A 23,726-nucleotide genomic window follows, 5' to 3' on the forward strand; every position below is an offset into this window, starting at 1 on the left:
TTCCTCCAATTCTTATATATTGCCGCCTGCAATCTGTGTAAAAAAGTCTACAATCGGCGCGGAATGCAGCCCGAAGTAGATAATGGCTCCTGCGAAAATACACAAAGGCACCAGCATCATCCATCCCGGATCCGCCGTTTCCTCCGGTATACTGCACTCTTTTTCCTTATAGGGGAAGAAAGCCCGGATCACAATGGAAAGCATATAGATGGCCGTCAGAAGCGCGGAAACCAAAAGCGCGCCTATTCCCACATATGCCAATACGTTATCGCTCATCACCGCAGCGGAAGCCAGGTTCCACTTGCTTATAAAGCCGGCCAGCCCGGGCACGCCCATAAGACCCAGGGAAGCTATGGTAAAAATTCCGAATACCACCGGCATCCTCCTGCCGAAGCCGTCAATTTCATGCACATATTGTTTTCCCGTTTTATACATTACCGCCCCCACGCAGAAGAAGGAGCAGATTTTCATTACCGCATGGAATACCATATGGCTTAAAGCCCCCACCAGTCCCATGGGCGTCATAATACAGACCCCGAAAAGGATATAAGAAAGGTTGCTGATGGTGGAATAGGCCAGCCTCCGCTTCAGGTGCGTTTCCTTCAGCGCCCGGCTGCAGCCGTATACGATTGTAAATATAACGATTCCCATCACCACGTTCTGCGCCCAGCTGCCTCTGATAAAGTCAGGGCCGAAGCTGTAAAAGGTCAGTCTGATAATGGCAAACGCCCCCGCCTTCACCACCGCCACCGCATGCAGCAGCGCTGTTACCGGCGTGGGAGCCACGCCTGCCTGGGGGAGCCAGGAATTAAACGGGCTTACCGCCGCCTTCACCCCAAAGCCGCAGAAGGCAATCACATATATCAGCAGAAGAAGTGTCCTCTTATCACCGCTGATTACCGCCGGATCAAGCACACCTCCGAAGGTAAAATTGATCGTGGTCCCATAGGTCAGCAGGAAAATCAGCCCGATAAAAGCAAAAGCCGCTCCGCCCAGGGAATAATACAGGTATTTCCGGCTGGCAAGAATTGCCTCCCTTGTCAGCGTATGGAGCACCAGGGGCACCGTCACCATGGTCAGAAGCTCATAGAAGAAATACATGGTGAGCATATCCTCTGCAAATGCAATACCCAGCGTAATTCCATAGGTGATTGTATAAAACATGAAAAAGAACCGTTCCCTCTTTTCATGCTTCATATATTCAAAAGAATACAGTGTGGCAAGAGGCCATAAAGCCGCCACCAGTCCTGCAAATACCATGGACAGTCCGTCGATTTCCAGGGAAAGGGAAAGATTGTTCACAAACCGGACGATGGGAAACGGCTCCGACGGCCTGTTAACCAGCAGGCCCGCCACAATCAGAGTGGTCAGCACCACCACCGACTCAATGTATATTTCCATATGGATTCTTTTTTTAAAGGGTATCAGCGGCGCCACCGCCCCGCCCAGCACAGGCAGGAGTATGGCCACAAGCATCATTTCTGGTTTCATAGATGAACACCTTTCATAACTGTGAAGGTATTAAACAGCTGATAACAGTCCGGATACCCGGGCTGCGGCAGCAATTTCCACTTTTTTATCTGTTTTGGATACCACATCAGGCCGTAAACAGCTGGCCGGTAATCCCTGCAATACAGGAAAGCAGGCCTCCTGGGAACATTCCCAGCACTACGGCCAGTATTGCCAGTATCAGCAGGGGCACAAGCATAACGGAATCCACTTCCTTTTTCTCAAAGCCTGTCTTCTCCTCTTCCTCTCCCGGAAAAAATCCCTTCATGGGAATGGGAAGCAGATAGCCCGCTGTAAGCAGGGCGGACAGCAGAAGCACCACAGGGCCCAGCCAGCTGAATATTCCGGTATCCGAGGCAAGCGCTCCCTCAGCGAGGTACCATTTGCTCACAAACCCGCTGGCCGGCGGAATACCAATCAGCGCCAGGGACAGAAGCGTCATACAGCCAATGGTTACCGGCATCTCTTTTCCGATTCCCTTAAGCTGGGATACCTGACGCTTTCCCGTACGGAAGATAATGGCCCCGGCACAAAGGAACAGGCCGGATTTAATCATTGCATGGAATATGACGTGCAGCAGCGCCCCGGTCATTCCCGCAGGATTGAGAAGCGCCAGGCCGAACAGGATATAGGAAACCTGGCTTACCGTGGAATACGCCAGCCTTTTTTTCAGGCCTTTTTCCATATAAGCCAGCATGGATCCTAAGAAAACCGTAACCAGCGTCAGTATGAGAAACACCTTCTGCACCCATGTTCCATGCAGGAACTGTGCGCCGAAGATAAAATAAATGACACGGATAATTCCAAGAACGCCGGACTTCACGATAATGCCGGAAAGAACCGCCGACGCCGGGGCGGGCGCCACGGGATGGGCCGCCGGAAGCCAGCCCTGCATGGGAAACAGGCCCGCCTTTACGCCGAAGCCCAGCAGCATGAGGAAGGCCACCACAAGAAGCAGCGCCTCATGTCCCGTAACCAGGGAAGGATCCAGCACGCCGCCCGGCGTAAAGGTCAGCGTGTTGCCGTAACGGTTGATAAAGTACAGGCCGAACAGTGCCAGATACGCGCCGCACAACGAATAAAACAGATATTTCAATCCCGCCATAACCGCTTCCCGTGTCCGGGAATGGAATACCAGCGGCAGGGAAAGCAGCGTCATACACTCATAAAACAGATAAAAGGTAATCAAGTTTCCGGAAAAATCCAGCCCCACCAGAATTCCATACACAATAAGGTAAAAGCCGAAATACCTTTTATTACAGTCCTCATGCTCCATATACCGGAATCCATAGATCCCGGCCAGCACCCATACAATGGTTACCACCGATACAAACAGCCTGCCCACTGCATCCGCCTTAAAATAGATGGGAAGCAGGGTCGTCAGCTGAAACAACGTAAAGGATACCTCACCCTGCGCAAGCACGCAGATAACAGCAAGCGCCGTTACAAGCAGGCCCGCGGCCGTAATAAGCACCATTGTTTTTCTCTTTGTAGTTTTCTTCATAAACAGCAGCAAAGTCCCCAGGATAATCGGGAAAAAAATGGGGAAAAGAAGCATGCCTGATTCCTTCATATGAAGCTCCTGTCTGAACAGTCACCTGTTCCTATATCTATGCAAACATATCCAGCCCCATTTTTATCCACTCCACAATGGGCTGGGACAGCATGCCCAGCGCAATGTTCAAAGCGATAAAAAGTACGATGGTCAGCGCATAGGTTTTTTCACTTTTTATGGTAATCACTTCACAGTCGGACCGTCTTTCCGGAACGAAAATACGGATCACGGTCTTCATGAAATAGATTGCATTCAAAATAGTACTGATGCCAAGCACGATCAATGCGGGAAGCATTTTATAAGCATGGCCGATGGAAGCCTGGGCAAACAGCAGCTTGCTCACAAACCCGGAAAACAGCGGCATGCCAACCATGGACAGGGAGCCCACGGTAAAGCCGATGCCCGCAATTTTATGGCGGTAGGCGGCTCCCGTCAGATCCTGGAACTTCCTGCTGCCCTTTGATACGTCCGTCAGGCCGATGGCCGAAATAAACAGCAGGGATTTGGTTGCCGCATGGGAAAGGATGTGGAAAATGCTCGCTACCATCCCCAGCTCGGTTCCCAGCCCGAAGCCCATATAAATATAACCTATCTGCGCCACACTGGAAAAAGAAATCATCCGCCGGATGTCATTTTCCTTGATAGCGCTTAAGGAACCGAATATCATTCCCATCAGGCCGAAAACAAACAGCACGTTTATGATTTTATTTCCCGCAATAATATCAAATCCGATTACCCGGTAGAAGATTTTGATCAGCAGGAAAATATACCCCTTGGATACCAGGCTGGACAGCATGGCCGCAGAGGATACCGTGGAATAGCCGTAGGCATCCGGAAGCCAGGAATGGAAGGGAAACAGCGCGCTTTTTATGGCAAGGCCAACACAGATAAGGCCGATGGTTACCACCAGCGGAACCTGATATTCCCCATGGGCCACGATTTCACCCACGCTTTCCTTGATATTGCTCATGAGCAGATGCCCTGTCATATCATAGAGCATGGAAATGCCCACCAGGAGGAGGCCGCTTCCCAAAAGGCTCATGATCATATACCTTACCGCCGCCTCTATCGTCCGTCCGTTCTGCCGGATCATAATCAGCCCGCAGGCGGAAATGGTGTTGATTTCCACGAATACATAGGCGGTGAACAGGTCGTTTGTATATACCAACGCCAGCAGGGAGCTTAAAAGCAGGTCGGTAAGAATGTAATACAGATTATGCTTGCTGTATTCCACCTCGCCTAACAGCTTCTTCCGGCCGCCCATCATGGAAAGCAGCATGATAACACAGAAAAACAGCGCCATGCCCGCTTCCAGGACGCCCGCCCGGATTTCGTTTCCCCAGGGAGCCGGGAAATGTCCCATCATATAAGTATAGCTGGCGCCTTTTCCCATGAGATACACCAGCAGAACAGCCGACATACAGCCCACGGCGCCGATAACGAAGGTATTCACCCATTTGGCGGCCTTCGCCGGGAGCACCGAGCTCACCGTGCCTGAGAACATGGATAAAAAAATGGAGAAGAAGGGAAAATTCTGTACAAAATCCATTTACAGCCCCTCCTTTTTCAGCCTGGCCGAAATTTCATCCAAATCCAGCGTATGGTACCTGCGGTACAGCCGGATGGTGAGGGAGAGCATCAGCGCCGTAACGGATACGGAAACCACGATTCCCGTGAGCACCAGCCCGCTGGGCACCGGATTGATATAGTTCTCCACCGCCTGGATTCCGTCCACTACGATGGGCGCCTTCCGCCCCATGATAAAGCCTTTTTCCGCAAGGAACAGATAAACGGCGGTATCCATGATGTTAAGGCCGATTATTTTTTTAATCAGGTTCTTCTGAAGAAGAAGATTGGAGAATCCGATGCCGAACAGGATCATGGCAATGGCTTCGCCATAGTTGGATAACAGGTTCCCGCCCATCCTAGAATCCCCCCTTCCGGAATAAGGCATAAAACGCGTACATGGTGCAGGTCACCACCAGGCCGACGCAGATATTCAGGACCAGTATCAGCCCGCTGCTTAAAATAGCCCCCGGCGTCCCCAGCGGAATTCCGCTTTCCAGATGATTGGCTCCCATGTAAAAGGAATAGCTTTTGGCCAGACAGTAACAGGTCAGCGCACCGAAGCAGATCCACTTATAGGTTTTTTCTGTAAAAAACCGCTCCGTTTTGGCAAAGCCGAAAGCATTCAGGTATAAAATCAGTCCCGCACCGATAATCGCGCCGCCGGAAAAACCGCCGCCGGGGGACAGATGTCCGTTCAGTATGACATAAATACCGAAAATCATGATGAGCGGAACAAGAAAGCCCGCCACCTTCTGCAGAATCAGATCATTTTTCGGCTCATAGATCCTGTCGTTGGCTTCGGCCTCCGACTGGGTCATGGAAGTATCGGGACCGTCGCCCTCTTTCTTCTCCTTTTTATCAATACGCAGCAGAATCAGCACCGTAATCGTTGCAATAAAAAGCACATTGGATTCGCCGAAGGTATCAAAGGCACGGTAATCCAGGATCATTCCCGTAACGATATTCACCGCCCCTGTTTCCTGAAGACCCTTTGTGATATACCGCTCCGAAACCTCGTTGTTGTCAGGATTGGCCGCATTTCCCGTCCTGGGAAGATAGGAAACCGCCACAAGCATAATGGCAATGAGGCAGATACAGAAAACCACCGCCATCACACGGTAGGCCTTATTAAAAAGAAGGAGCTTCTTGTTATGCTCCATATCATATACTTTTTCCTGCAGCTGCTGATGCTCCCGCATCCTTTCCTGGACGCTGGCTTCCTCTTCCACATATTCCTTCTGCGGCTGCATTTCCACCCGTCCCAGCAACGGATCCTCTTCCCCATAAAACCACCGGGAAAAACGGCTGCTATTCTTTTCCGTCATTTTCGTCGTCCTCCCTCCGGATTGCATGGATTTTTTTCAGCGTTACAAAGAAAAGCACGCTGGTGACGCCGGCCCCTACGGCGGCCTCCGTAATTGCCAGATCCGGCGATTCCAGGAGAATCCATATAATCGACATGACCAGGCTGTAGGACATGAATATCAAGATGGAATTAAGCAGGTTCTTGGAAAAGCTCACAGAAACCGCGCAAATCACCAGAAAGCCCATCAACAGATATGTAAATGTCTGCATAGCAATCTCCTTCCTATTTCCTTAAGCTTCTTCCCGCTCTTCCTCTTTCAGGTAATCAAGCTCGCAGTGTTCCGGCAGCGTTTCATCCGTCATGACCTCCAGACGGGAGATCAGATGAGAAGAAACCGGAGACGCAAACCATAAAAAAACGATGACAAGCAGCATTTTCAGGCTGGTAAAATTCAGTCCCGAAAAAATAATCAGCCCCGTGAGCGATATCCCGATTCCCAGGGTATCCCCCAGCGCCGCCGCATGCATCCTGTTGAGTACAAATTCATAACGATAGGAACCGAAAACCTCAAGGGCAAAGGTAAGCAGGCCGATTATCAGGACAATGGTTCCTATAATAAAACGAAGTATTTCAAGATTCATGAGCCGCTTCCTCCTTACCTTCCTCTTTTTCCCGATCCTTCCTTTCGCGGTAAACACCCATATAAACCTTGGTCAGTACGATTACCGCCAAAAAGCTTATCATGGCATAAATGATACAGATATCCACCAGATATCCTTCCTTCATCAGGAGGGCAAGGATAGCTATCATAACCATAACCATGGTTCCCATCATATTCACGGCCACCAGCCGGTCCGCCACACGCGGCCCGCGCACCGCCCTTATCAGGCACAGCAGCAGCATGACTCCCAGAAAGACAAGCGCCGCCGTAAATACTGTTTCATATGCCTGCTCCAAACCGGTCATTGTGCCACCTGCCCTTCTATTTTGTGCAGCAAACGCACAAAGGAACTGTCCGCAAGGCCTTCGCCAAAGCGCCTGTCCAGACAGTGTACCGTATATTCATTATCCTCCAGGGCTACTGTGATCGTCCCCGGCGTAAGCGTGATGGAATTGGCCAGCAGCACCCGGGCCGTCCTTGTCCTTAAATCCGCGCGGAAGCGGACGATTACAGGATGGACCCTGGTATGTGGAGAAACAATAAGCTTGAGAGTTGCCGCATTGGCTTTGATGATTTCCCAGATAAGAACCCCAAGATAAGCGAGGATGTATCCTGATTTCTTCAGTATCATCCAGTCCTTCCCGGGGCTGTAGTCCAGAAATTTGCAGCAGAAGGCATAGACCGCCCCCGCAATGACGATTCCAAACAGGACGATTTCCAATGTGACCTGTCCGTTAAAAAGCACCCACAGCAAAAAAAAGAGTATGTACATAAACCCATTTCCCCTCAACTTTAAACTCATAACCGCCCGGCTCCTCACCGCCGCGGCTTACCTTCCAAAACACGGCATAACGCCATGAGAAAACGGACGCTGGCTGTTAAGCCAACGTCTGCTCCAGTTTGTTTTTCAATTCATTCTTGGATACTGCGCCAACAATTCTTTCCTTCTCCTGCCCGTCCTTGAAAATAAGGAAGGTGGGGATATTCATAACACGGTATTTCTCAGCGATGTCCATATTCTCATCAATATTCAGCTTGCCGACCTTGGCTTTCCCTTCCAGTTCCTTCGCCAGCTGCTCCACCACCGGCGCCATCATCTTACAGGGGCCGCACCAGTCTGCAAAAAAATCCACAAGCACCGGCTTGTCCGATTGCAGCACTTCCTTCTCAAAATCTGCTGATGTAAATTTATATTCCATTTGTCTGCCTCCTTGTCCTATGACTCTTTTGTTATTATAGTTTTGACCGTTTTTATTGTTTCCATACCAGGACGGTCTTACTGGCGGAAAATCCAATGGATTTTCCCATGCCTTTAGCATATTACATATAATTCCGCTTTGCAAGGAGAAAAATTGTTAAAATACACAAAAAGCACTCCTCCTGTGGGGGAATGCTCTTGGGGAAAATACATAAAATGCCTGTGAATCACCAGAAAAAATATGACGGGCATTACCTTCTGATAATATATTTACAAATCGGATTTCCCATGGAAGAAAAGCGTTCTTCATATTCCGTCATCACATTCCCCTGCACAAGCTTCTCATCCCCATGCAGATCGAATGTCACAACATCCGCCCTCCAGCCTGCCGGCTCCAGCTCCTCCAGCGCAAAATCAAAGAGCAGCCTGTTGTCCGTCTTGAACTCAATTGTCCCATCCTTTTTCAGGATTTCATCATACCGCGCCAGAAACTGCCTGGAAGGCAGACGCCGCTTCGCATGCCTGTCCTTCGGCCAAGGATCGGAAAAATTCAAATAAATCCGCTCCACCTCTCCCCTGCCGAATACATTGGTGATTTCTTCCGCGTCCATGCGGATAAATCTGACATTGGGAAGCTCTTCCTCCTCCATCTTCTGTATGGCTCGCAACAGCACGCTGGAATATTTCTCAATTCCCACATAATTCACCTCCGGGTGCAGCTTTGCCATATCCATGAGGAACCTGCCCTTGCCCATTCCTATTTCAATATGAAGCGGCGCATCATTTCCGAACACCCCGGCCCATTTTCCCTTGTTCTCCTCCGGGTTATGTATCACAAAATGACTCTCTGCGATTACCTCCCTGGAACCTGGTACATTTTTCAGTCTCATTACTTTCCTCCTTATTTATGAACCCGCGTAACCGTTCAGTACCTCCCCAGCTACAAAACCACAATATGCGGGATTTTACCCTGTCTTTTTGCTTACAATTTTCTCTTTTCTATTTTACACTAACTTACCCTGATTGAAAAGAAGCTGTATCATAATCATGAATTCGGGAGGCGCTGCAGTTCCCACCCCATATGTGCTTCAGCCGGGAGGCAGGACCGCGGCGGCTGAAGCACATATGGGGTGGGAACTGCAGCGCCGACGGGATAAACTTTATGAATTTTTCCTTAAAGCCCTTAAAATTTATTGCCGGATAGTGTATGATGAAAGCGGTAAAAATGTATACTAGCAGATAAAAAATGCGGTAAGTCTGTCTTTTGGGCCGCATTTCTTTTATCCGGCACGGAAAAAACTGTATACGGCCCGGAATTTAGCCCTTTGCTCCATCGGTCCGTTTATGCAGGAATAAAGGTGATGTTAATGAAGTTATCTTCTCTTATCCATATCAGGACAGGCCGCAGCGTTGTGTGTTTTCTGTCCTCTCTGCTCTTATTACCGGTACTTTTTCTTTCCGCTCCCCTGACTGCGGCAGCAACGCCTGCTGCCGGCGGCAACAGCTTTCAGGAGGAGGCAGAAGCCCGCAAAGAGCTTCCCGTCCAGTCCAATGAGTGGGAAAACTGGCCCGCAGGGCCCTTGATCGGGGCACAGGCCGCCATAATTATGGAATCTAATACCGGAGCCATTCTTTATGAAAAAAATATCCATGATCAGCTCTATCCCGCCAGCGTTACGAAAATCCTGACTGCCCTGATCGCAATCGAGAACTGTCCTCTTGACGATATTGTAACCTACTCCAATGAAGCGGTCGCAAGCATTGACTGGCAGACGGATTCCAACATCGGCATTAAGCCGGGAGAGCAGATCACCATGGAGCAGTCGCTATACGGCCTGCTCGTAGGCTCCGCCAATGAGGTGGGCAACGCCATCGGCGAACACATCAGCGGAAGCATGGGCGCCTTTGTGGATCTGATGAATCAGAGGGCCAGGGAGCTTGGCTGCAGGGATTCCCATTTTGTGACCACAAATGGAACCTTTGATGAGAATCACTACACCTCGGCCTATGATCTGGCGCTCATCGCACGCGCTTTTTTTTCCAATGACCTGCTGTGCAAAATGTCGGATACGGCCAATTACACCATCCCCGCTTCTGCAACCGTCAGCCAGGAAATGAATATCCATAGCAAGAACCAGCTGTATCCCGGTAAAACCTATGCCTACGAATACCTTGTGGGCAGCAAGACCGGTTATACCTCCGAAGCCAGGCAGACCCTTGTATCCTGCGCGCAGAAGGATGGGCTCAAGCTCATATGCGTGATTCTGAAGGAAGAATCACCCGCGCAGTACACGGATACCATAGAATTGTTTAATTACGGTTTCAGCAATTTCCGCGCGGTTAATGTCTCAGAAGCGGACACCAGATACGCCGTGGGGAATAACAGCTTTTTTGAATCGGACAGCGATGTGTTTGGAAATTCTTCTCCGCTGCTCACCATCAATCCCTCGGATATCATTGTCCTCCCCAACACCGCGGATTATAAGGATTTGGAATCCAGCCTGAACTATGACGACAGCGCAAAGGGTACTGCGGTAAAAATTGATTTTACCTATAACGGCACCTTTGTCGGAAGCGCCTCCATTGAAATGGTCCCTCAGAAGGTAACCTCTTCCGATAAGACGACGAAACCAAGTGTTGCTCCGAGAAAGGTTTACTATATTAATATCAAGCTAATCCTGATTGGCGTCGCTATCGCTGTTCTGGTATTGTTCCTGATAATATATGTCATTTCCCTCATAGGGAACTACAGCTTTGGAAAAAGGCGGAAAATCAGCCTGAAACGCAGCAAACGGCGGAAAACCAGTACCATTGATTTTGACAGATATACGAAGGGACCTGACGGGTATTAATCCTTTCTTTAAAGGTAAGAAGGCGCTGCATGAAGCGTTGGTAAAGGCTGTCCGTCCGGATGCCAGGCCCGCAGCTGCCCAGTATGGCGGCAGTAAATGGATTACGCTGCCCGATCCTGGCGGACATCCCTTCTGCCTGGTTATCCGGGACTGAAATTATCTTAACTATCCTCCGGTTAACGCACCAAATTTAAAACAGCAGGGGATTATTCCTCCCCTGCTGCCTCTTTATGGCGCTTGATCCTGCGTATCTCCCGCGCCCTTTCTTTTTTCTGGAAAATCTCAGCGGCCTCCTCCTCGGAAATGAACTTCATGGTCTTTACCGCATAAACCCCATCGTCATCCGCCTTCCTGATACGGATTTTCCCCTTCATGTATCCATGTTTCTCACAATAGGAAACACTGTAATAATGCTTTCCGTTGGGAGTGAACCATCTGATTTTTCTTTTCAGGTTGCGGTGGCACAGATAGCACTTTGTGGAAGCCACCTCTTTATCCGCAAGAAGCTCTCCTTTATCACTGAACTCCCTGGAAATATACTTCGCATAATCATCAAAAACTATATGAATCTCATCCCTCTTATTATGGGGGACGTTGAAGCCGTCAAAGGAAACCTTCTGCAGTACCTGCGGATCCTTGATTTTTTCCAGCACCCGGCCCGTATAGTAGGCGTCGCTCAATGCCCTGTGGAACGGGACATCTTTGGATAAGGCAAGATAATCCACCGCATATTCCAGATTGCGGCGGGATTTTTTATCCTCAAAGGCAATGCTGAACAGCTTCTGGACGTCATAGAACTTCAGGGGCCTGGGACTGAGCGGCGGCAGACCGAAATATTTCATATTCCGCTGAAGCTCCGTCAAATCCTGCGGCCCCCAGGTGCCGAACATAAACTCCTCAGTCCCGCACCAGGCAAGGAAACTGCGTATTACCTCAGGGAAGTCGCGGCTGTCCTGAAGCTCATCCATATCAAGCTGGAGGAGCTTCTTTGTCATATAATGCATTTCCTTATAAACCTGCGGCCGTATCAGCTCATGGAAGCTATCGCATATTTCCATGCGGCTGTTTAATTTCACCGCACCGATTTCAATAATTTCAAACGGCAGCTCCTTCAGCTGTTTTTCCTTCTGTTCGTTTCCCTGATTCCATTCCAGGTCCAAGATAATATAATTCATACAATATTATGCTTCTTTCATCAGCTTCTTTTCCAGTTTCTCCGCGATTTCCTTCATACAGCCTTCCTCAAAGGGAAGCTTCAGCCCCGCTTCCTTTATCATGTTCGTAAAAAAGTCCGAAGCGGACAGCCTGCACAGCTTCAGATAGCTCTTCCAGGCCGCATCAAAATCCTCATCCATCCACAGCTTATATTCAAAGGCAACCGTCTGTGCAATTACATAGTCAATATAGTAGAAGGGGAAGCTGTAAATATGGTGCTGCTGCTGCCAGAAACCGCCGTTTCCGAAGAAGGGATCTCCTTCATAATCCAGATGAGGCTTATATTCCTTCTCCAGCCTGCTCCAGGCTTCCTTCCTCTCCGCCGGGGTCAGCTCAGGGCTTTCGTAAACAATATGCTGGAACTCATCCACCATACAGCCATAGGGAATAAACATCATCGCATCTTCAAAATGCATTTCCCTGTAAGCATCCGCCTTATCTCCGAAAAACCAGTCCATCCATTTTTCCGTGAAAAATTCCATGGACATGGAATGGCATTCCGCCGTCTCCATCGTAATATCGCTGTGCTCGCGGATGGGATCTTTACCGGACAAATACCCCTGGAATGCATGTCCGCATTCATGGGTGATCACATCCACATCTCCGCTGGTTCCATTGAAATTGGCAAAAATAAAGGGCGCCTGATATACGGGAAGGTAGGTCATGTAGCCTCCCACCCTCTTATTTTTACGGCCCAGCACATCAAACAGCTCATTTTCCCTCATGAAATCAAAGAATTCCTTTGTTTCCACGGAAAGCTCGCTGTACATCCGCTGCCCTGCCGCCAGGATTTCCTCCGGCGTTCCTGTGGGCTTGGGATTACCATCCTTAAAATAAACACCCTCATCAATAAAGGAAAGCTTCTCCAGGCCCAGACGCACTCTCCTTCTGTCATGAAGCTTCTCCACAAAGGGGACGAAATCCTCCTTTACCTGCTTCCGGAAGGCTTCCACCGCATCCTTATCATAACAGTTGCGTCCCATGCGGTAATAGCCCAGCTCCACATAGTTCTCATAACCCATTTTCCGGGCCTGCTCCGTGCGGTTTTTCACCAGCTTGTCATAGATATCGTCCAGCTCCTTCTCATGCTCCAAAAAGAAGGCGGACAGCTTATCCCAGGCCTTCTTCCGGATGCTTCGATCCGTATCCTTCATGTAGGCCTTGATCCGTGAGATATTTACTTTTTCCCCATCCCAGTCAAATTCGGCCTCCGCCGGAATTTTTTCGTAGGTTGTGGTAAGCGCGTTTTCTTCCTGGAGCAGGGGAATCAATATCTCATCCATGGATTTTCTGGCAAGCTCCATGTTCTTAAAGGCCACGGCTCCTATTTTCTCCTCCAGTTCCTTCCTGTAAGGGGAATCATACAGCAGTGTCTGATATTCAATGATCATGTTGCTGTACTTCGGGCTCTGCTCATCATAGTAATCCTGCTCCGCGCTGTAAAAAGCATCGGCAGTATTCACGTCATGGCGGATCTGTGCAATGGTCATCATCGTATCCACCTTATCCCTGAGCCGGTAGTATTTTTGATGTACGGCAAACTGTCCTTCCCCTGTAGCAGCTTCCCCAAACTCCTTCATCAGCTGTTTGAATTCTTCCTCTACCTTATTGAAATCCACTCTTTCATAAGGCATTTCTGAAAATTTCATTTGTCTGCCCTCCCGTTTTTGTTATAAATTCAGTGCAGCTGTTCAAATCCTTTACAGCTACAATTCAGTTTACAATACTTTATGGGCATAGTCAAACACACCGGCTGATTTATGCGCCTTTATGCATCGCCCGGCAAGCCGCAGATTACTGTCCACGAAGAAATAATTAACTGTTTTATGGCTTCTTCACAGGAATGGTTATTTCAACAACAGCTCCATAGCCCTCATCCATATTGGTAAAATTTATTTTTGCCTTATCCCCGTACATGATTTTCAGCCTTTTCAGCGAATTCTGAATGCCGATGTGCTTCCTGTCATTATAATAAATAGGCTTATCCTGCTCAATTGCTTCCAGAATATCCGGCGGGAATCCTTTTCCGGTGTCGGAAACACAGATATACAGATATTCACCATCCTCATAGTTTTCATTTACAATGTATAAGGTAATCTCCACATGGTTATCCAGAGATACGGCATGAGTAATCGCGTTTTCCACAAAATTATGGATGATGAGTGTGGGGACAAGATATTCCTCCATATTATTATCCATAATGACTTCAAAGGAAAATGCCTCTTTTCCATACCGGATTTGCTGAATTTCCACATAGTTTTGGATAAATTCGATTTCCTCCTTCAGCTGTCTGGGCTCAAAGGCATCCCTCATGACATAACGCATGTAATTTGACAGAATTGATGTTATATAAACAATTTTTTCCTGTTTAGCCACATCGGCCATTCCGTGAATCAGGCTCAGGCAGTTCAGATAAAAATGGGGCTTAATCTGCATCTGCATAGCCTCCAGCTCCGTTTTCTGGCGGGCAAGCTCCTTCTCATAAATGTCGATTTTCAGCGCCTTTATTTTCCGCAGCAGTCCCTTGAACTCCTTGCTTGCCATTTCCAGCTCCAGAATATTGTTGTTTCCGTTTTCATTGATCCACTGCTCCTCCTCCGTATTTTTCAGGCTGTTTACAAACTGCTTCATAGGCCTGAGGACACTCTGATAGTATACCCTGATCACCAGCGCGCATCCAACGATAATTCCTATGGAAAGGAATACAAGAATTACCTGCAGGCGCATAATTTTTTCAAGTATACCGCCGCTTGGTGATATCATTATATGAAATGCCCGGGTTTCGCCTATGATTCCGCTGATAGGAAAGGAATAAATTACGCTCTCCGAAAAGATTCCTGCCCTTTTCCCGGCAATCCGCTTCAGCGTCTCCGGATCAATTTTATCCCTGTCCCTGGAGGATACAAAAATTGTCCCATCTTTATCTAGGATATATGGAATTCCTTCATAGCCCAGGCTGTTGATATGAAGCGTATTAAACAATTCCTCCAGCCTGATTGCGCATCCCATTGTCATCCCATTCTTTGAAAAACGGCTGAATACATAATCCTGTTCTCCGTCATTGACAAAATACCATTGCGAATAAGGCGTCCTCTCCCCTTTCCTCATTCGCAGTTCTTCCATAAGAACATTGCTGAGCCCCTGTTTCTGGCTGTCCTTGAAAACGCTTCCGCTATCGGATATGAATAAATCTGCTTCCTCAAGATAAACAAAAAAGCAGCATGGCTCCTTATAACGTATTTTCAGATTGCGGTTCTGCTCCACTAATTCATTAAGAATGGGGTAATACTGACTGTCTTCCGGCCTGACTCCGGCAGGTATGTTGTTCGCTTCCCCCTTTTTACTCGTGAGGGTAACAATTTCATAATTGATTTTAGTAATATCCGTATTAATCTGTTCCACATAGAGCCTTGCCGTGTCCTCGATATAACGGTATACCAGCTGTCTGGCTTCAAACATGCTCTGGAACATAACCACAAGAATTCCAAGAAACAGAATAATTACAGGAATCATGACCTGTATGGTGAGCTTTCCCATACTTTTATGTTTCTTTTCATTTTTTTCCGCCATGTCATTTCCTCCCGGAATAGTAAAATTGCCTGGCAGGATAAAAAGACCACATAAGATTCCCTGCCAGGCATTTCCTTCAATTCTATTATATCGCTATCCGCAGTCAAAGCAACTGTTTCCAGACTGCCGATTACTGGTTTGCAGCAGCTGTCCCGTTCCTTTACAGTTACGGTTTACTTTACACATTAATTTCCCATTTGCTTCCGGCCTTTATAAACACCGGAATTTTATCCATGGGGGCATCCACGGTAACCGTCCGCCCGCCTTCATAGCAGATACCGCTGAATACGTCCTTCCAGCTGCAGCCCAGGGGAAGATATACGGATCTTTCATATACATCCTCTTCCATTACCGGTGCCACGCAGAAGTCCGTACCGAACATATAGGTGTCATCCACTTCCCATGCCTTTTTATCCTGAGGGAAATCATAAAACAGAGGTCTCATCACAGGCGTTCCCTTTTCATGGGTCAAAAGCATCTGTTCTTTTATATAAGGCCTGAGCGCTTCTCTCAGGAACATATATTTCTTACAGATTTCAAAGACTTCCTCCCCGAAGCTCCATACCTCGTTATCCGCCCCTGATCCAAACAGGCCGATTCCGGATACCACATCTCCTTCAAAGCCCTTCTGCGGCTCCCTGTTTCCATGGAGGCGCATTACCGGACAGAAGCATGCATACTGGAACCAGCGGATAAAAAGCTTCCTGAAGGAAGGATCATCCCCTCTGGCGCCGTGAAAACCGCCGATATCGGTTGTCCACCAGGGTATTCCCGCCATGGCCATGGAAAGCCCCGCCCTCATCTGCCTGCGGAAGCATTCAAAGGTGCTGACAATATCACCTGACCAAACAAGCGCGCCATACTTCGCACTGCCGGCCCAGGCGGAACGAACCAGGTTTACGGGCATTTCATCCCCCTGCTCCTTCATACCTTCATAGAAGCCCTGTGTATACATTTTCGGATAAATATTTCCTACTTCCATTACGCTTCCCAGCTGATATCTGTAATTGGAATAGTCATAGGTAGTGTATTCCGGCTCCGCCACATCCAGCCAGTACAGCCTTGCACCTTTATCCCAGTAGTTCTGTTTGATTTTGCTCCATACATAGCTTCTGGCATCCGGGTTTGTAGCATCAAAGAAAAGCTCCTGGCCAAAGCAGGTCATGGCAATGCGCACACCGCTTTCCGTACGTACCAGATAACCTTTTTCCATCATTTCCTGGAAATTCTCCGAACGGTAATCCACGGTTGGCCATACGGAAACCATAACCCTGATTCCCATCTCGTTTAATTCCCTGCACATTCCCGGGACATCCGGCCAGTATTTTTCATCAAATTTATACTCGCCCTGTTGTGTCCAATGGAAGAAGTCCACAACAATCACATCCAGAGGAAGTCCCAGTGACTTGTATTTCCTGGCAACCTCCAACAGCTGCTCCTGTGTCTGATAGCGCAGCTTACACTGCCAGAAGCCCATTCCATAATCAGGCATCATGGGCGCTTTACCTACAAGCCCCATATAGGTTTCTTCTATTTCCGCCGGCGTATCTCCTGCAATAACAAGATAATCCAGCTCCTTCGTACATTCAGCAAGCCACTCCGTACCGTTTATACCGAAGGTTACCCTGCCTACCGCCGGATTATTCCATAGGAATCCGTAACCGATACTGGACACATAAAAAGGAACGCTTACCTGGGAATTTCTCTGCGCCAGCTCCAGCATACAGCCCTTCATATTCATATATTTCTGCTGATATTGTCCCATTCCGAATATTTTTTCATCATCATCCGCTATAAACCTGGAAACTGTACGGAAGGAATCTCCCGCTACAGCTTTAAATTCCCTGCCGTAAACATTTAAGGGCATACTGGGTGTGTCCTTCAGCCGTTTCCACTGCTCCTTAAGAAGAAGCTTTTTGTCCTGGTTATAGAAGGAGATTACGCCGTCCGCATTGACTGTTGCCGTGATTTTCCCGTTTGTAAGGGAACCAAAGGATTCATTTTTCCCGCTGTACATATTGGCATAGACAACAGCGGATGCATCCTTGTCATCATATATCTGTATTTCTCCCAGGCTCTCCGGCTTTTCCTCCAGCGCCCAGTCATGTCCGGTAAAAGAAGCATTCATGGTGGCCCTTATTCTGACCGCATCCTTCCCCCATGCTTCGATCTGGACTGTTTCATTATCGTATTGGTAAATAAGACAGTTGTTTTTTTCTAAAATCATAATTTATCCTTTCTTACTCTGCTCTTCAGCTAAAAACAGGGTGCACACCCCACAGGATATGCACCCGGTAATTATTTATTTGCCCATGGATTCAAGGTATGCATCATAAGCCTGGTTCTGAATTGTCAGCAGATCCTGTAAGCCCATGTTATCCAGCTGTTTCAGGTAAGCATCCCATTCTTCATCGATGCCTCCGTCAACTACCCAGTGTGCGAACTGTGCTTCCACGTATTTATAAATATCCGTACCAAGAGATGTCAGCTGTGTCAGTTCTTCATCTGTGTATTTTACCATAGGGAAAGCGACTACATTGTCCTCAGCAACATATTTGCCGTTGACAGCGTCCTCAGACAGCTTGATTCCATCGCCCTGGTCTGCAGGAAGGCTTACCTTATCATAGAATTCAGGATTCATATACTTCGGCCCGAAGTCACGCATGGAATTGGACCATGCAGATGTATCCAGTGAACTTCCGTCAGTAGGAACAAGTACTTCATAGGTGCCGTCTCCGTTATCCTTCACCTGATCCGGAATGGAGCCGTAGAAGGTCTGCAGTGAAGCCAGATCCGTATAGAAATCATCCGCCCATGCAAGAAGCTTCTCAGGATTTTCACAGTTCTTTGTGATTAAAAGCTCTCTGTCAGAAATATCAAGGAAGTTCTGCGCATTTTCAACATGATGTTTTCCATCAGGTCCTGTAACGGCTTCAAGAGGAATGAACTGTCCTGCGTTCAGACCTGTCTCAGCATCTGCAGTCCATGCGGAAACCAGGCCTACCTGTGAACCGCCTTCTGCCTGCAGTTTACTTCTTCTCATGGATTCTTCCTGGGTAAAGAACTCAGGGTCGATAATTCCCTTCTGATACATGTCGCTGAACCATTTAACTGATTCTTTATAGTTTTCTTCCACCGGCATGAATACAGGTTTCCCGTCTACAAGGCCCATATAGTTGTTATCCCTGCTTACCATGGTACCAAAGGGTGACAGATAGCTTCTCAAACATCCGCTTAAGGTATATAAGCTTACATTGCCGGTAATTCCGATTTCATTTGTGGGATCGCCGTCTCCATCCGCATCCTGAGTTGCAAATGCTTCCAGTACACTTTCCAGTTCCTCATAGGTCTTGGGAACTTCCAGCCCCAGATTATCCAGCCAGTCCTTATTGATATACAGAACATTGCCGCATACCTCAGGCCTTAAGGGCAGCTTCTTTACAAGGCTGTAGATTTCCCCATTACGATCCTTTGCCCGTGCCAGCAGCTCGGGTTCTTTTTCAAAAACTGCTTTCAGGTTAGGCATATTCTGATCAATCAGGTCGGTAAGCTCCAGGAAATAGTCCTTATTCTGGGCAATATCCGTATCCTTCAGGCAGATAGAACCAAAGAATGCATCAGGAAGGTCCCCGGATGCCAGCAGAAGGGATTTCTGCTCCTGCCAATCACTGTCATAATAAACCTGCCACTCAATATTGATTCCATGCTTTTCTTCCAGTTCCTTCATAAATCCGCTTTCCAGGAAATCAGTAGGCCATGCATCCGTCCAGCGAACAGTTGCGATTGTATAGGTAGGAATATCCTCTGAAGCCGTATTATCCGCCGCAGCCTGGGTTCCTGCAGTATCCCCTCCCGATGCTGCCGTCTCCTTTGCAGATCCGCCGCTTCCGCCGCAGCCTGCAAGCATGGATGCGGTCATTACTGCTGCCAGACCAATACTCAGTGCTTTTTTCCAATAGCTCATTTTCATCTCTCCTTTTCTTTAATAACATTTTATAATGTACATTTGCTTACGAAGCAAGTAATACCTTTGAAACAGTTCAGGCAGGTCCGCACATTCAGCGGACAGACTGCCTGTAATTTTTCTCATCCCTTCAGGGAACCTAGCATAACGCCCTGATTGAAGTATTTCTGCACAAAAGGGTACATACACATAATAGGCGCCGAGGATATTACAATGATTGCATATTTAATCAGGTCGGCCATCTGCTTTGCCTCAACTGCGGCGGCGCCTGTGGTCATGGCGCTGATTTTCTGGTTGCTTATCAGAATATTTCTCAAAACAAGCTGCAGGGGCTGCAGTTCGGGACTTCTCAGGTAAATCAAAGCATTAAAGTAGGAATTCCACTGTCCAACCGCCGTCCACAGCGCGATTACCGCGATTACCGCCTTGGAAAGGGGAAGAACGATTTTGAAGAAGAAATTCAGGTTGCCGCAGCCGTCAATCTGGGCGGCTTCCCATAAATCATCCGGGATACTGTTGTTAAAAAACGTCCTTGCCACAATAATATAATAAGTAATAACAGAGAATGGAACTACCATTACCCAGAAATTATCAAGCAGGTTGAAATCCTTTACTACCAGATAGGTAGGTATCAGGCCGCCTGTAAAGAACATGGGGATCAGGTAGTAAATTGTAAACAGCTTCTTTCCGCATAATTCCTTTCTGGAAAGCGCATACGCGGCCGGAATATTTACCACCAGGGAAAGCACTGTCCCTAATAATGTATATAGTATGGTATTCTTATATCCGACCCAAAGCTGCGTATATTCCCCGAGCTTCATATAACCTTTGAAATTGATTCCTTTGGGCAGCAATACAATATTTCCTGCCGATACATCCGCCGGATTGCTGATAGAAGCAATAACAATGAAGTACATCGGATACAAAACAATTATTATGATGATAGCTGCCAGAAGATAAAGGAAAAAATCAAATACTTTGTCATTTGCTGATTTTCTGACTTTTATTCCGGTACTGGCTATTTCTTTTTGTCGCGCCATTTTTCTTCCCCCTATACCAGTGAAGTATCACTCATCTTCTTCGAAATATAATTCACAGAAAGGAGCAATACCAGGTTTATTATGTTGTTGAACAGGCCAATTGCCGCCGACAGGCTATACTGGCTGCTTACCAGACCCATCTTATACACATAAGTGGAAATAATCTCACTTGCACTGCTGTTCAGGGTATTCTGAAGCAGATAAACCTTTTCAAATCCAACGCTCATAATGCTTCCGGTACGGAGTATAAACATGATTGTTGCGGTAGGAAGAAGCATCGGGATATCGATGTTTACAAGCTTCTGCCATTTGCTTGCGCCGTCCATGGTAGCCGCTTCATACAGGGAAGGGTCGATCGCTGACAGGGCCGCTATATAAAGGATACTGTCCCATCCTACATGCTGCCATGCTTCCGTCCATACATAAATGCTGGAAAAAGCGGAAGGCTGCCCCATAAGGTTGGGTAGTGTGATTCCAAGATAGCCCAGCAGCTTTGCTATAATCCCCTGGCTGGGAGACAGGAAGAGGATAATCATACCGCACATAACAACGGTGGATATAAAATGCGGAAGATATGTGGATACCTGGAAAAACTTTTTAAACCCTTTTCTTGTCATCTGATTGCACATCAGGGCCAGCGCAATCGGCAGCGGGAAGGTAACAATAATACTGTAGATACTGATTACCAGGGTATTCTTAATGGTAATCCAGAACTGGTAGGAATTAAAATACTGCCTGAAATACTTAAGTCCTGCCCAGCTGCTTCCCATAATTCCCCGGGCAGGCATAAAATCCTTAAATGCAATGGTTACGCCGTACATCGGTATATAGGTAAATAGAAACATAATCACAAGAGAAGGAAGCATCAATAAATATAGGGAACTGCTTCTTTTTAACCTCTTTCCGAAACTGACCGGCTGTGCAACATTTACTGCTGATTTCTGTCGTGCCACTCTTTTCTTCACTCCCTCTTATTTACAATTTTTGTGCTGTTTTCCGTCTATCAGTATATTAGTCATTAGTTTTGTTGAACAATTACACAAACAATTGTTTTTATTTATGGGTACATTGTACAGTTTCACAAACAATTTATCTATAAATTCTAAGTTCTTCTGTTAACAAAAAAAAGGTTTTTTCAGCAGACCTGAATAATAAAAAAATACACAATTTTGTTATTCACAGCTTAAAAATGTTAATCTTTATTAAAACTGTGCAAAAATTTATTGTTAAAGTATGCATAATCCCGGAAAATAACAAAAAAAAGAAGACAGCCGGAAATATGTTCAGAATATGAACAATTTTCTCCGGCCGTCTGTTTTTCCCACAGTATCATTTTTCTTATAATATACTGACCTTAACTCCTGTAACCGTTCAGAAACTAACTGCTACTAATTCTTAACCCTGTTTCTGTACTCATTTGGCGTACATCCCGCATAGTCCCGGAAGGTTTTGCTGAAATAGGAGAAATTGCTGTACCCCACCTCCAGGGCTATCTTGCTTACAGTCAGGGAAGAATACTTCAAAAACTCCTGCGCCTTCTGCATCCTGCAGGAAGCCACATAATTGGGAATGGATATTCCTGTTACATTCGTAAAAATCTTGGAGACATAATCTTCAGAAAGATATACAGCTTTTGCAAGCGTCTTCCTGGAAAGGTCCTCTTTCAGATTTTCATTAATATACTGCTTCATCTGTTCCACAACTGATTCCTGACGGTTATCCTGGTGCTGAAAGCCTGCCAGCTTTTCGAATATATACTTAATAAACATTTCCATATCAGGAAGCGTGGCAACAGACTTTTCATAATGCTCGTCAAACTCCTTGCCGTCAAAGATCCTGGTAATAAGCACATCCTGCTTATTCAGGTAACGGTAAATCATCTGCATCATTTCTCTTCTGAACTGTTCTAAAACCGAAATCGTTACCTGGTTCCTGTCCCAGAGATCCTTCAGGAAGCACAGCAGCTTTTCCTGTGTATCCTCAATCATATCTGAAGCCGTCATTTCTTTTTCCCATATCTCCCACGGCGGCGATACATATGCAATTTCCCTTTTGTCCCATTCCTCCTCATACAGCATGCCACTGTCTCCGGGAACGGCTTCCTGTTCCATCTGCTCCAGGATTTTTTTGCTTTCTCCCAGCTTTTGGACTAAAGCGGGCGAACCCATATAGATACAGACTCTCATATGAAGCGCTTTATCCAGACAGGCCTTCAGCTGAATGGAATCCTCCTTCAGCTGCTCCGGCGTTCCGCTGCCCCGTATAACCAGCACCCACTCGTAATCACTTTCCCTGATAACCGCCTCCAGACTGATTTGATGCTCCTCCAGATATTCAGCAGCTATATTTTCAATGACAAAATGATACAACACCAGATCCTTTTTCTTTCTGATATCGGAATCCGGGAATGCCTTGATAATTTCCAGGTTATATTCCGCCTCTGCCAAACAGATTCCATCCCTGTATGCCTTTTCCAGCAAAGCGGGATTCCCATTTTCCTGCAGCAGATACCGCTCCCAAAAAGCCGCCCTTTTATCCTGCCCCTCTGCCTGGACCTCACGTTTCTTGCTAATTACTTCCACAATACTTCTCAAGGCCTCCTCAAGTTCCCTGTTGGAGACGGGCTTGAGCATATACTCCCTTGACTTTAAATTAATTGCTTTCTGTGCGTAAGCAAAGTAAGCATAGCTGCTTAAAAAAATACATTCTACAGGTATTTCCTTATTCCGTACCCATTCCAGCAGCTCCAGTCCGCTTCCCTGAGGCATCTCAATATCTGACAGGAGGATATCTACGGATACCTCGTTCAGTATTTCCATGGCCTGCCTGATGTTATATGCAGTAAGCACCGTGCCGATACCAAGTTGTGTCCAGTTTACTCCTTCTACAAGCTTATCCACTACTAATTTGTCATCATCTACGATTAATACACTGATATCCATGCTTTGCTTCCCCCGTATCCTATTGTAAACAGCATACTATAGGAAGGAAAATAATTCAATATTGATAAAACCATGTATTTTTAACTCTCTGCGCATATATTTCATATTGTTTGCATTTGGGTAATATGGTTGTACCATGTTTCTTCTTCCCGATTTTTGTCCGTCAAAACTTTGAATATCCAGATATTTATATCATATAATTTATTGAAAATATTTAATATTTTGGTGTTAGTCCGTAAATGTGTTGGTAAGGTTATATAGTCAATATCCCAGCCGTTCTTATATCCTTATTATTGTGGTAATAGCTTGTGCCGGTTACTGCCAATACGGTTTCCGTCAACCGCC

General features: G+C 47.0%; 20 protein-coding genes. 1 reads left to right on the forward strand and 19 read right to left on the reverse strand.

The window, feature by feature from the left end; translation table 11 throughout:
- Nucleotides 1–12: 12 nt before the first annotated feature.
- From FYJ45_RS17540 to trmB, 11 genes are all read right to left on the reverse strand, one after another.
- Nucleotides 13–1,491: a complex I subunit 5 family protein gene (locus FYJ45_RS17540; protein ID WP_154466183.1), complete on the reverse strand. Its 1,479-nt coding sequence runs from the start codon at nt 1,489–1,491 to the stop codon at nt 13–15.
- Between the two features lie 106 nt (nt 1,492–1,597).
- Nucleotides 1,598–3,082: a complex I subunit 5 family protein gene (locus tag FYJ45_RS17545; RefSeq protein ID WP_154466185.1), complete on the reverse strand. Its 1,485-nt coding sequence runs from the start codon at nt 3,080–3,082 to the stop codon at nt 1,598–1,600.
- 37 nt (nt 3,083–3,119) lie between these two features.
- Nucleotides 3,120–4,613 carry a complex I subunit 5 family protein gene (locus tag FYJ45_RS17550; protein ID WP_021633587.1) on the reverse strand — a complete coding sequence of 498 codons (1,494 nt, stop codon included), beginning with the start codon at nt 4,611–4,613 and terminating at the stop codon, nt 3,120–3,122.
- Complete coding sequence (locus tag FYJ45_RS17555) at nt 4,614–4,988, reverse strand: sodium:proton antiporter (RefSeq protein ID WP_021633586.1); 375 nt, start codon at nt 4,986–4,988, stop codon at nt 4,614–4,616.
- 1 nt (nt 4,989) lies between these two features.
- A complete protein-coding gene (gene mbhE, locus FYJ45_RS17560; protein ID WP_154466187.1) occupies nt 4,990–5,958 on the reverse strand; it encodes a hydrogen gas-evolving membrane-bound hydrogenase subunit E in 969 nt (322 codons plus the stop codon).
- Nucleotides 5,942–6,208: a Na(+)/H(+) antiporter subunit B gene (locus FYJ45_RS17565; protein ID WP_021633584.1), complete on the reverse strand. Its 267-nt coding sequence runs from the start codon at nt 6,206–6,208 to the stop codon at nt 5,942–5,944. The genes mbhE and FYJ45_RS17565 overlap by 17 nt, the downstream gene beginning before the upstream one ends.
- 21 nt (nt 6,209–6,229) lie before the next feature.
- Complete coding sequence (locus FYJ45_RS17570; RefSeq protein ID WP_021633583.1) at nt 6,230–6,580, reverse strand: cation:proton antiporter; 351 nt, start codon at nt 6,578–6,580, stop codon at nt 6,230–6,232.
- Nucleotides 6,570–6,905, reverse strand: a complete 336-nt coding sequence (locus FYJ45_RS17575) for a monovalent cation/H+ antiporter complex subunit F (protein ID WP_021633582.1) — start codon at nt 6,903–6,905, stop codon at nt 6,570–6,572. Before FYJ45_RS17575 ends, FYJ45_RS17570 begins: the two co-directional genes overlap by 11 nt.
- Entirely contained in the window at nt 6,902–7,402 is a 501-nt protein-coding gene (locus FYJ45_RS17580) for a Na+/H+ antiporter subunit E (protein WP_021633581.1), read from the reverse strand. The genes FYJ45_RS17575 and FYJ45_RS17580 overlap by 4 nt, the downstream gene beginning before the upstream one ends.
- Before the next feature lie 76 nt (nt 7,403–7,478).
- The gene (gene trxA, locus FYJ45_RS17585) at nt 7,479–7,799 is read right to left on the reverse strand and encodes a thioredoxin (RefSeq protein ID WP_154466189.1); all 321 of its coding nucleotides are present in this window, start codon (nt 7,797–7,799) and stop codon (nt 7,479–7,481) included.
- A 250-nt stretch (nt 7,800–8,049) separates the two neighbouring features.
- Complete coding sequence (gene trmB / locus FYJ45_RS17590; protein ID WP_154466191.1) at nt 8,050–8,688, reverse strand: tRNA (guanosine(46)-N7)-methyltransferase TrmB; 639 nt, start codon at nt 8,686–8,688, stop codon at nt 8,050–8,052.
- 471 nt (nt 8,689–9,159) lie between these two features.
- Between trmB and FYJ45_RS17595 the strand changes: the two genes are divergently transcribed.
- A complete protein-coding gene (locus FYJ45_RS17595) occupies nt 9,160–10,650 on the forward strand; it encodes a D-alanyl-D-alanine carboxypeptidase family protein (protein WP_154466193.1) in 1,491 nt (496 codons plus the stop codon).
- 206 nt (nt 10,651–10,856) lie between these two features.
- Here FYJ45_RS17595 and FYJ45_RS17600 read toward each other — a convergent pair whose 3' ends face one another.
- From FYJ45_RS17600 to FYJ45_RS17635, 8 genes are all read right to left on the reverse strand, one after another.
- Nucleotides 10,857–11,825 carry a 3'-5' exonuclease gene (locus tag FYJ45_RS17600; RefSeq protein WP_154466195.1) on the reverse strand — a complete coding sequence of 323 codons (969 nt, stop codon included), beginning with the start codon at nt 11,823–11,825 and terminating at the stop codon, nt 10,857–10,859.
- A gap of 6 nt (nt 11,826–11,831) precedes the next feature.
- Nucleotides 11,832–13,514, reverse strand: a complete 1,683-nt coding sequence (locus tag FYJ45_RS17605; RefSeq protein WP_154466197.1) for a M3 family oligoendopeptidase — start codon at nt 13,512–13,514, stop codon at nt 11,832–11,834.
- Between the two features lie 175 nt (nt 13,515–13,689).
- Nucleotides 13,690–15,435, reverse strand: a complete 1,746-nt coding sequence (locus FYJ45_RS17610; protein WP_154466199.1) for a sensor histidine kinase — start codon at nt 15,433–15,435, stop codon at nt 13,690–13,692.
- A gap of 178 nt (nt 15,436–15,613) precedes the next feature.
- Nucleotides 15,614–17,662 carry a glycoside hydrolase family 31 protein gene (locus FYJ45_RS17615; protein ID WP_154466201.1) on the reverse strand — a complete coding sequence of 683 codons (2,049 nt, stop codon included), beginning with the start codon at nt 17,660–17,662 and terminating at the stop codon, nt 15,614–15,616.
- A 75-nt stretch (nt 17,663–17,737) separates the two neighbouring features.
- A complete protein-coding gene (locus FYJ45_RS17620; RefSeq protein WP_195841868.1) occupies nt 17,738–19,399 on the reverse strand; it encodes an extracellular solute-binding protein in 1,662 nt (553 codons plus the stop codon).
- A gap of 122 nt (nt 19,400–19,521) precedes the next feature.
- Nucleotides 19,522–20,439, reverse strand: a complete 918-nt coding sequence (locus FYJ45_RS17625; RefSeq protein WP_154466205.1) for a carbohydrate ABC transporter permease — start codon at nt 20,437–20,439, stop codon at nt 19,522–19,524.
- An 11-nt stretch (nt 20,440–20,450) separates the two neighbouring features.
- Nucleotides 20,451–21,392 carry an ABC transporter permease gene (locus FYJ45_RS17630; protein ID WP_276925375.1) on the reverse strand — a complete coding sequence of 314 codons (942 nt, stop codon included), beginning with the start codon at nt 21,390–21,392 and terminating at the stop codon, nt 20,451–20,453.
- A 435-nt stretch (nt 21,393–21,827) separates the two neighbouring features.
- Nucleotides 21,828–23,381, reverse strand: a complete 1,554-nt coding sequence (locus FYJ45_RS17635; protein ID WP_154466207.1) for a response regulator transcription factor — start codon at nt 23,379–23,381, stop codon at nt 21,828–21,830.
- Nucleotides 23,382–23,726 lie beyond the last annotated feature (345 nt).

It is taken from the genome of Eisenbergiella porci (assembly GCF_009696275.1).
GTDB lineage: Bacteria > Bacillota > Clostridia > Lachnospirales > Lachnospiraceae > Eisenbergiella > Eisenbergiella porci.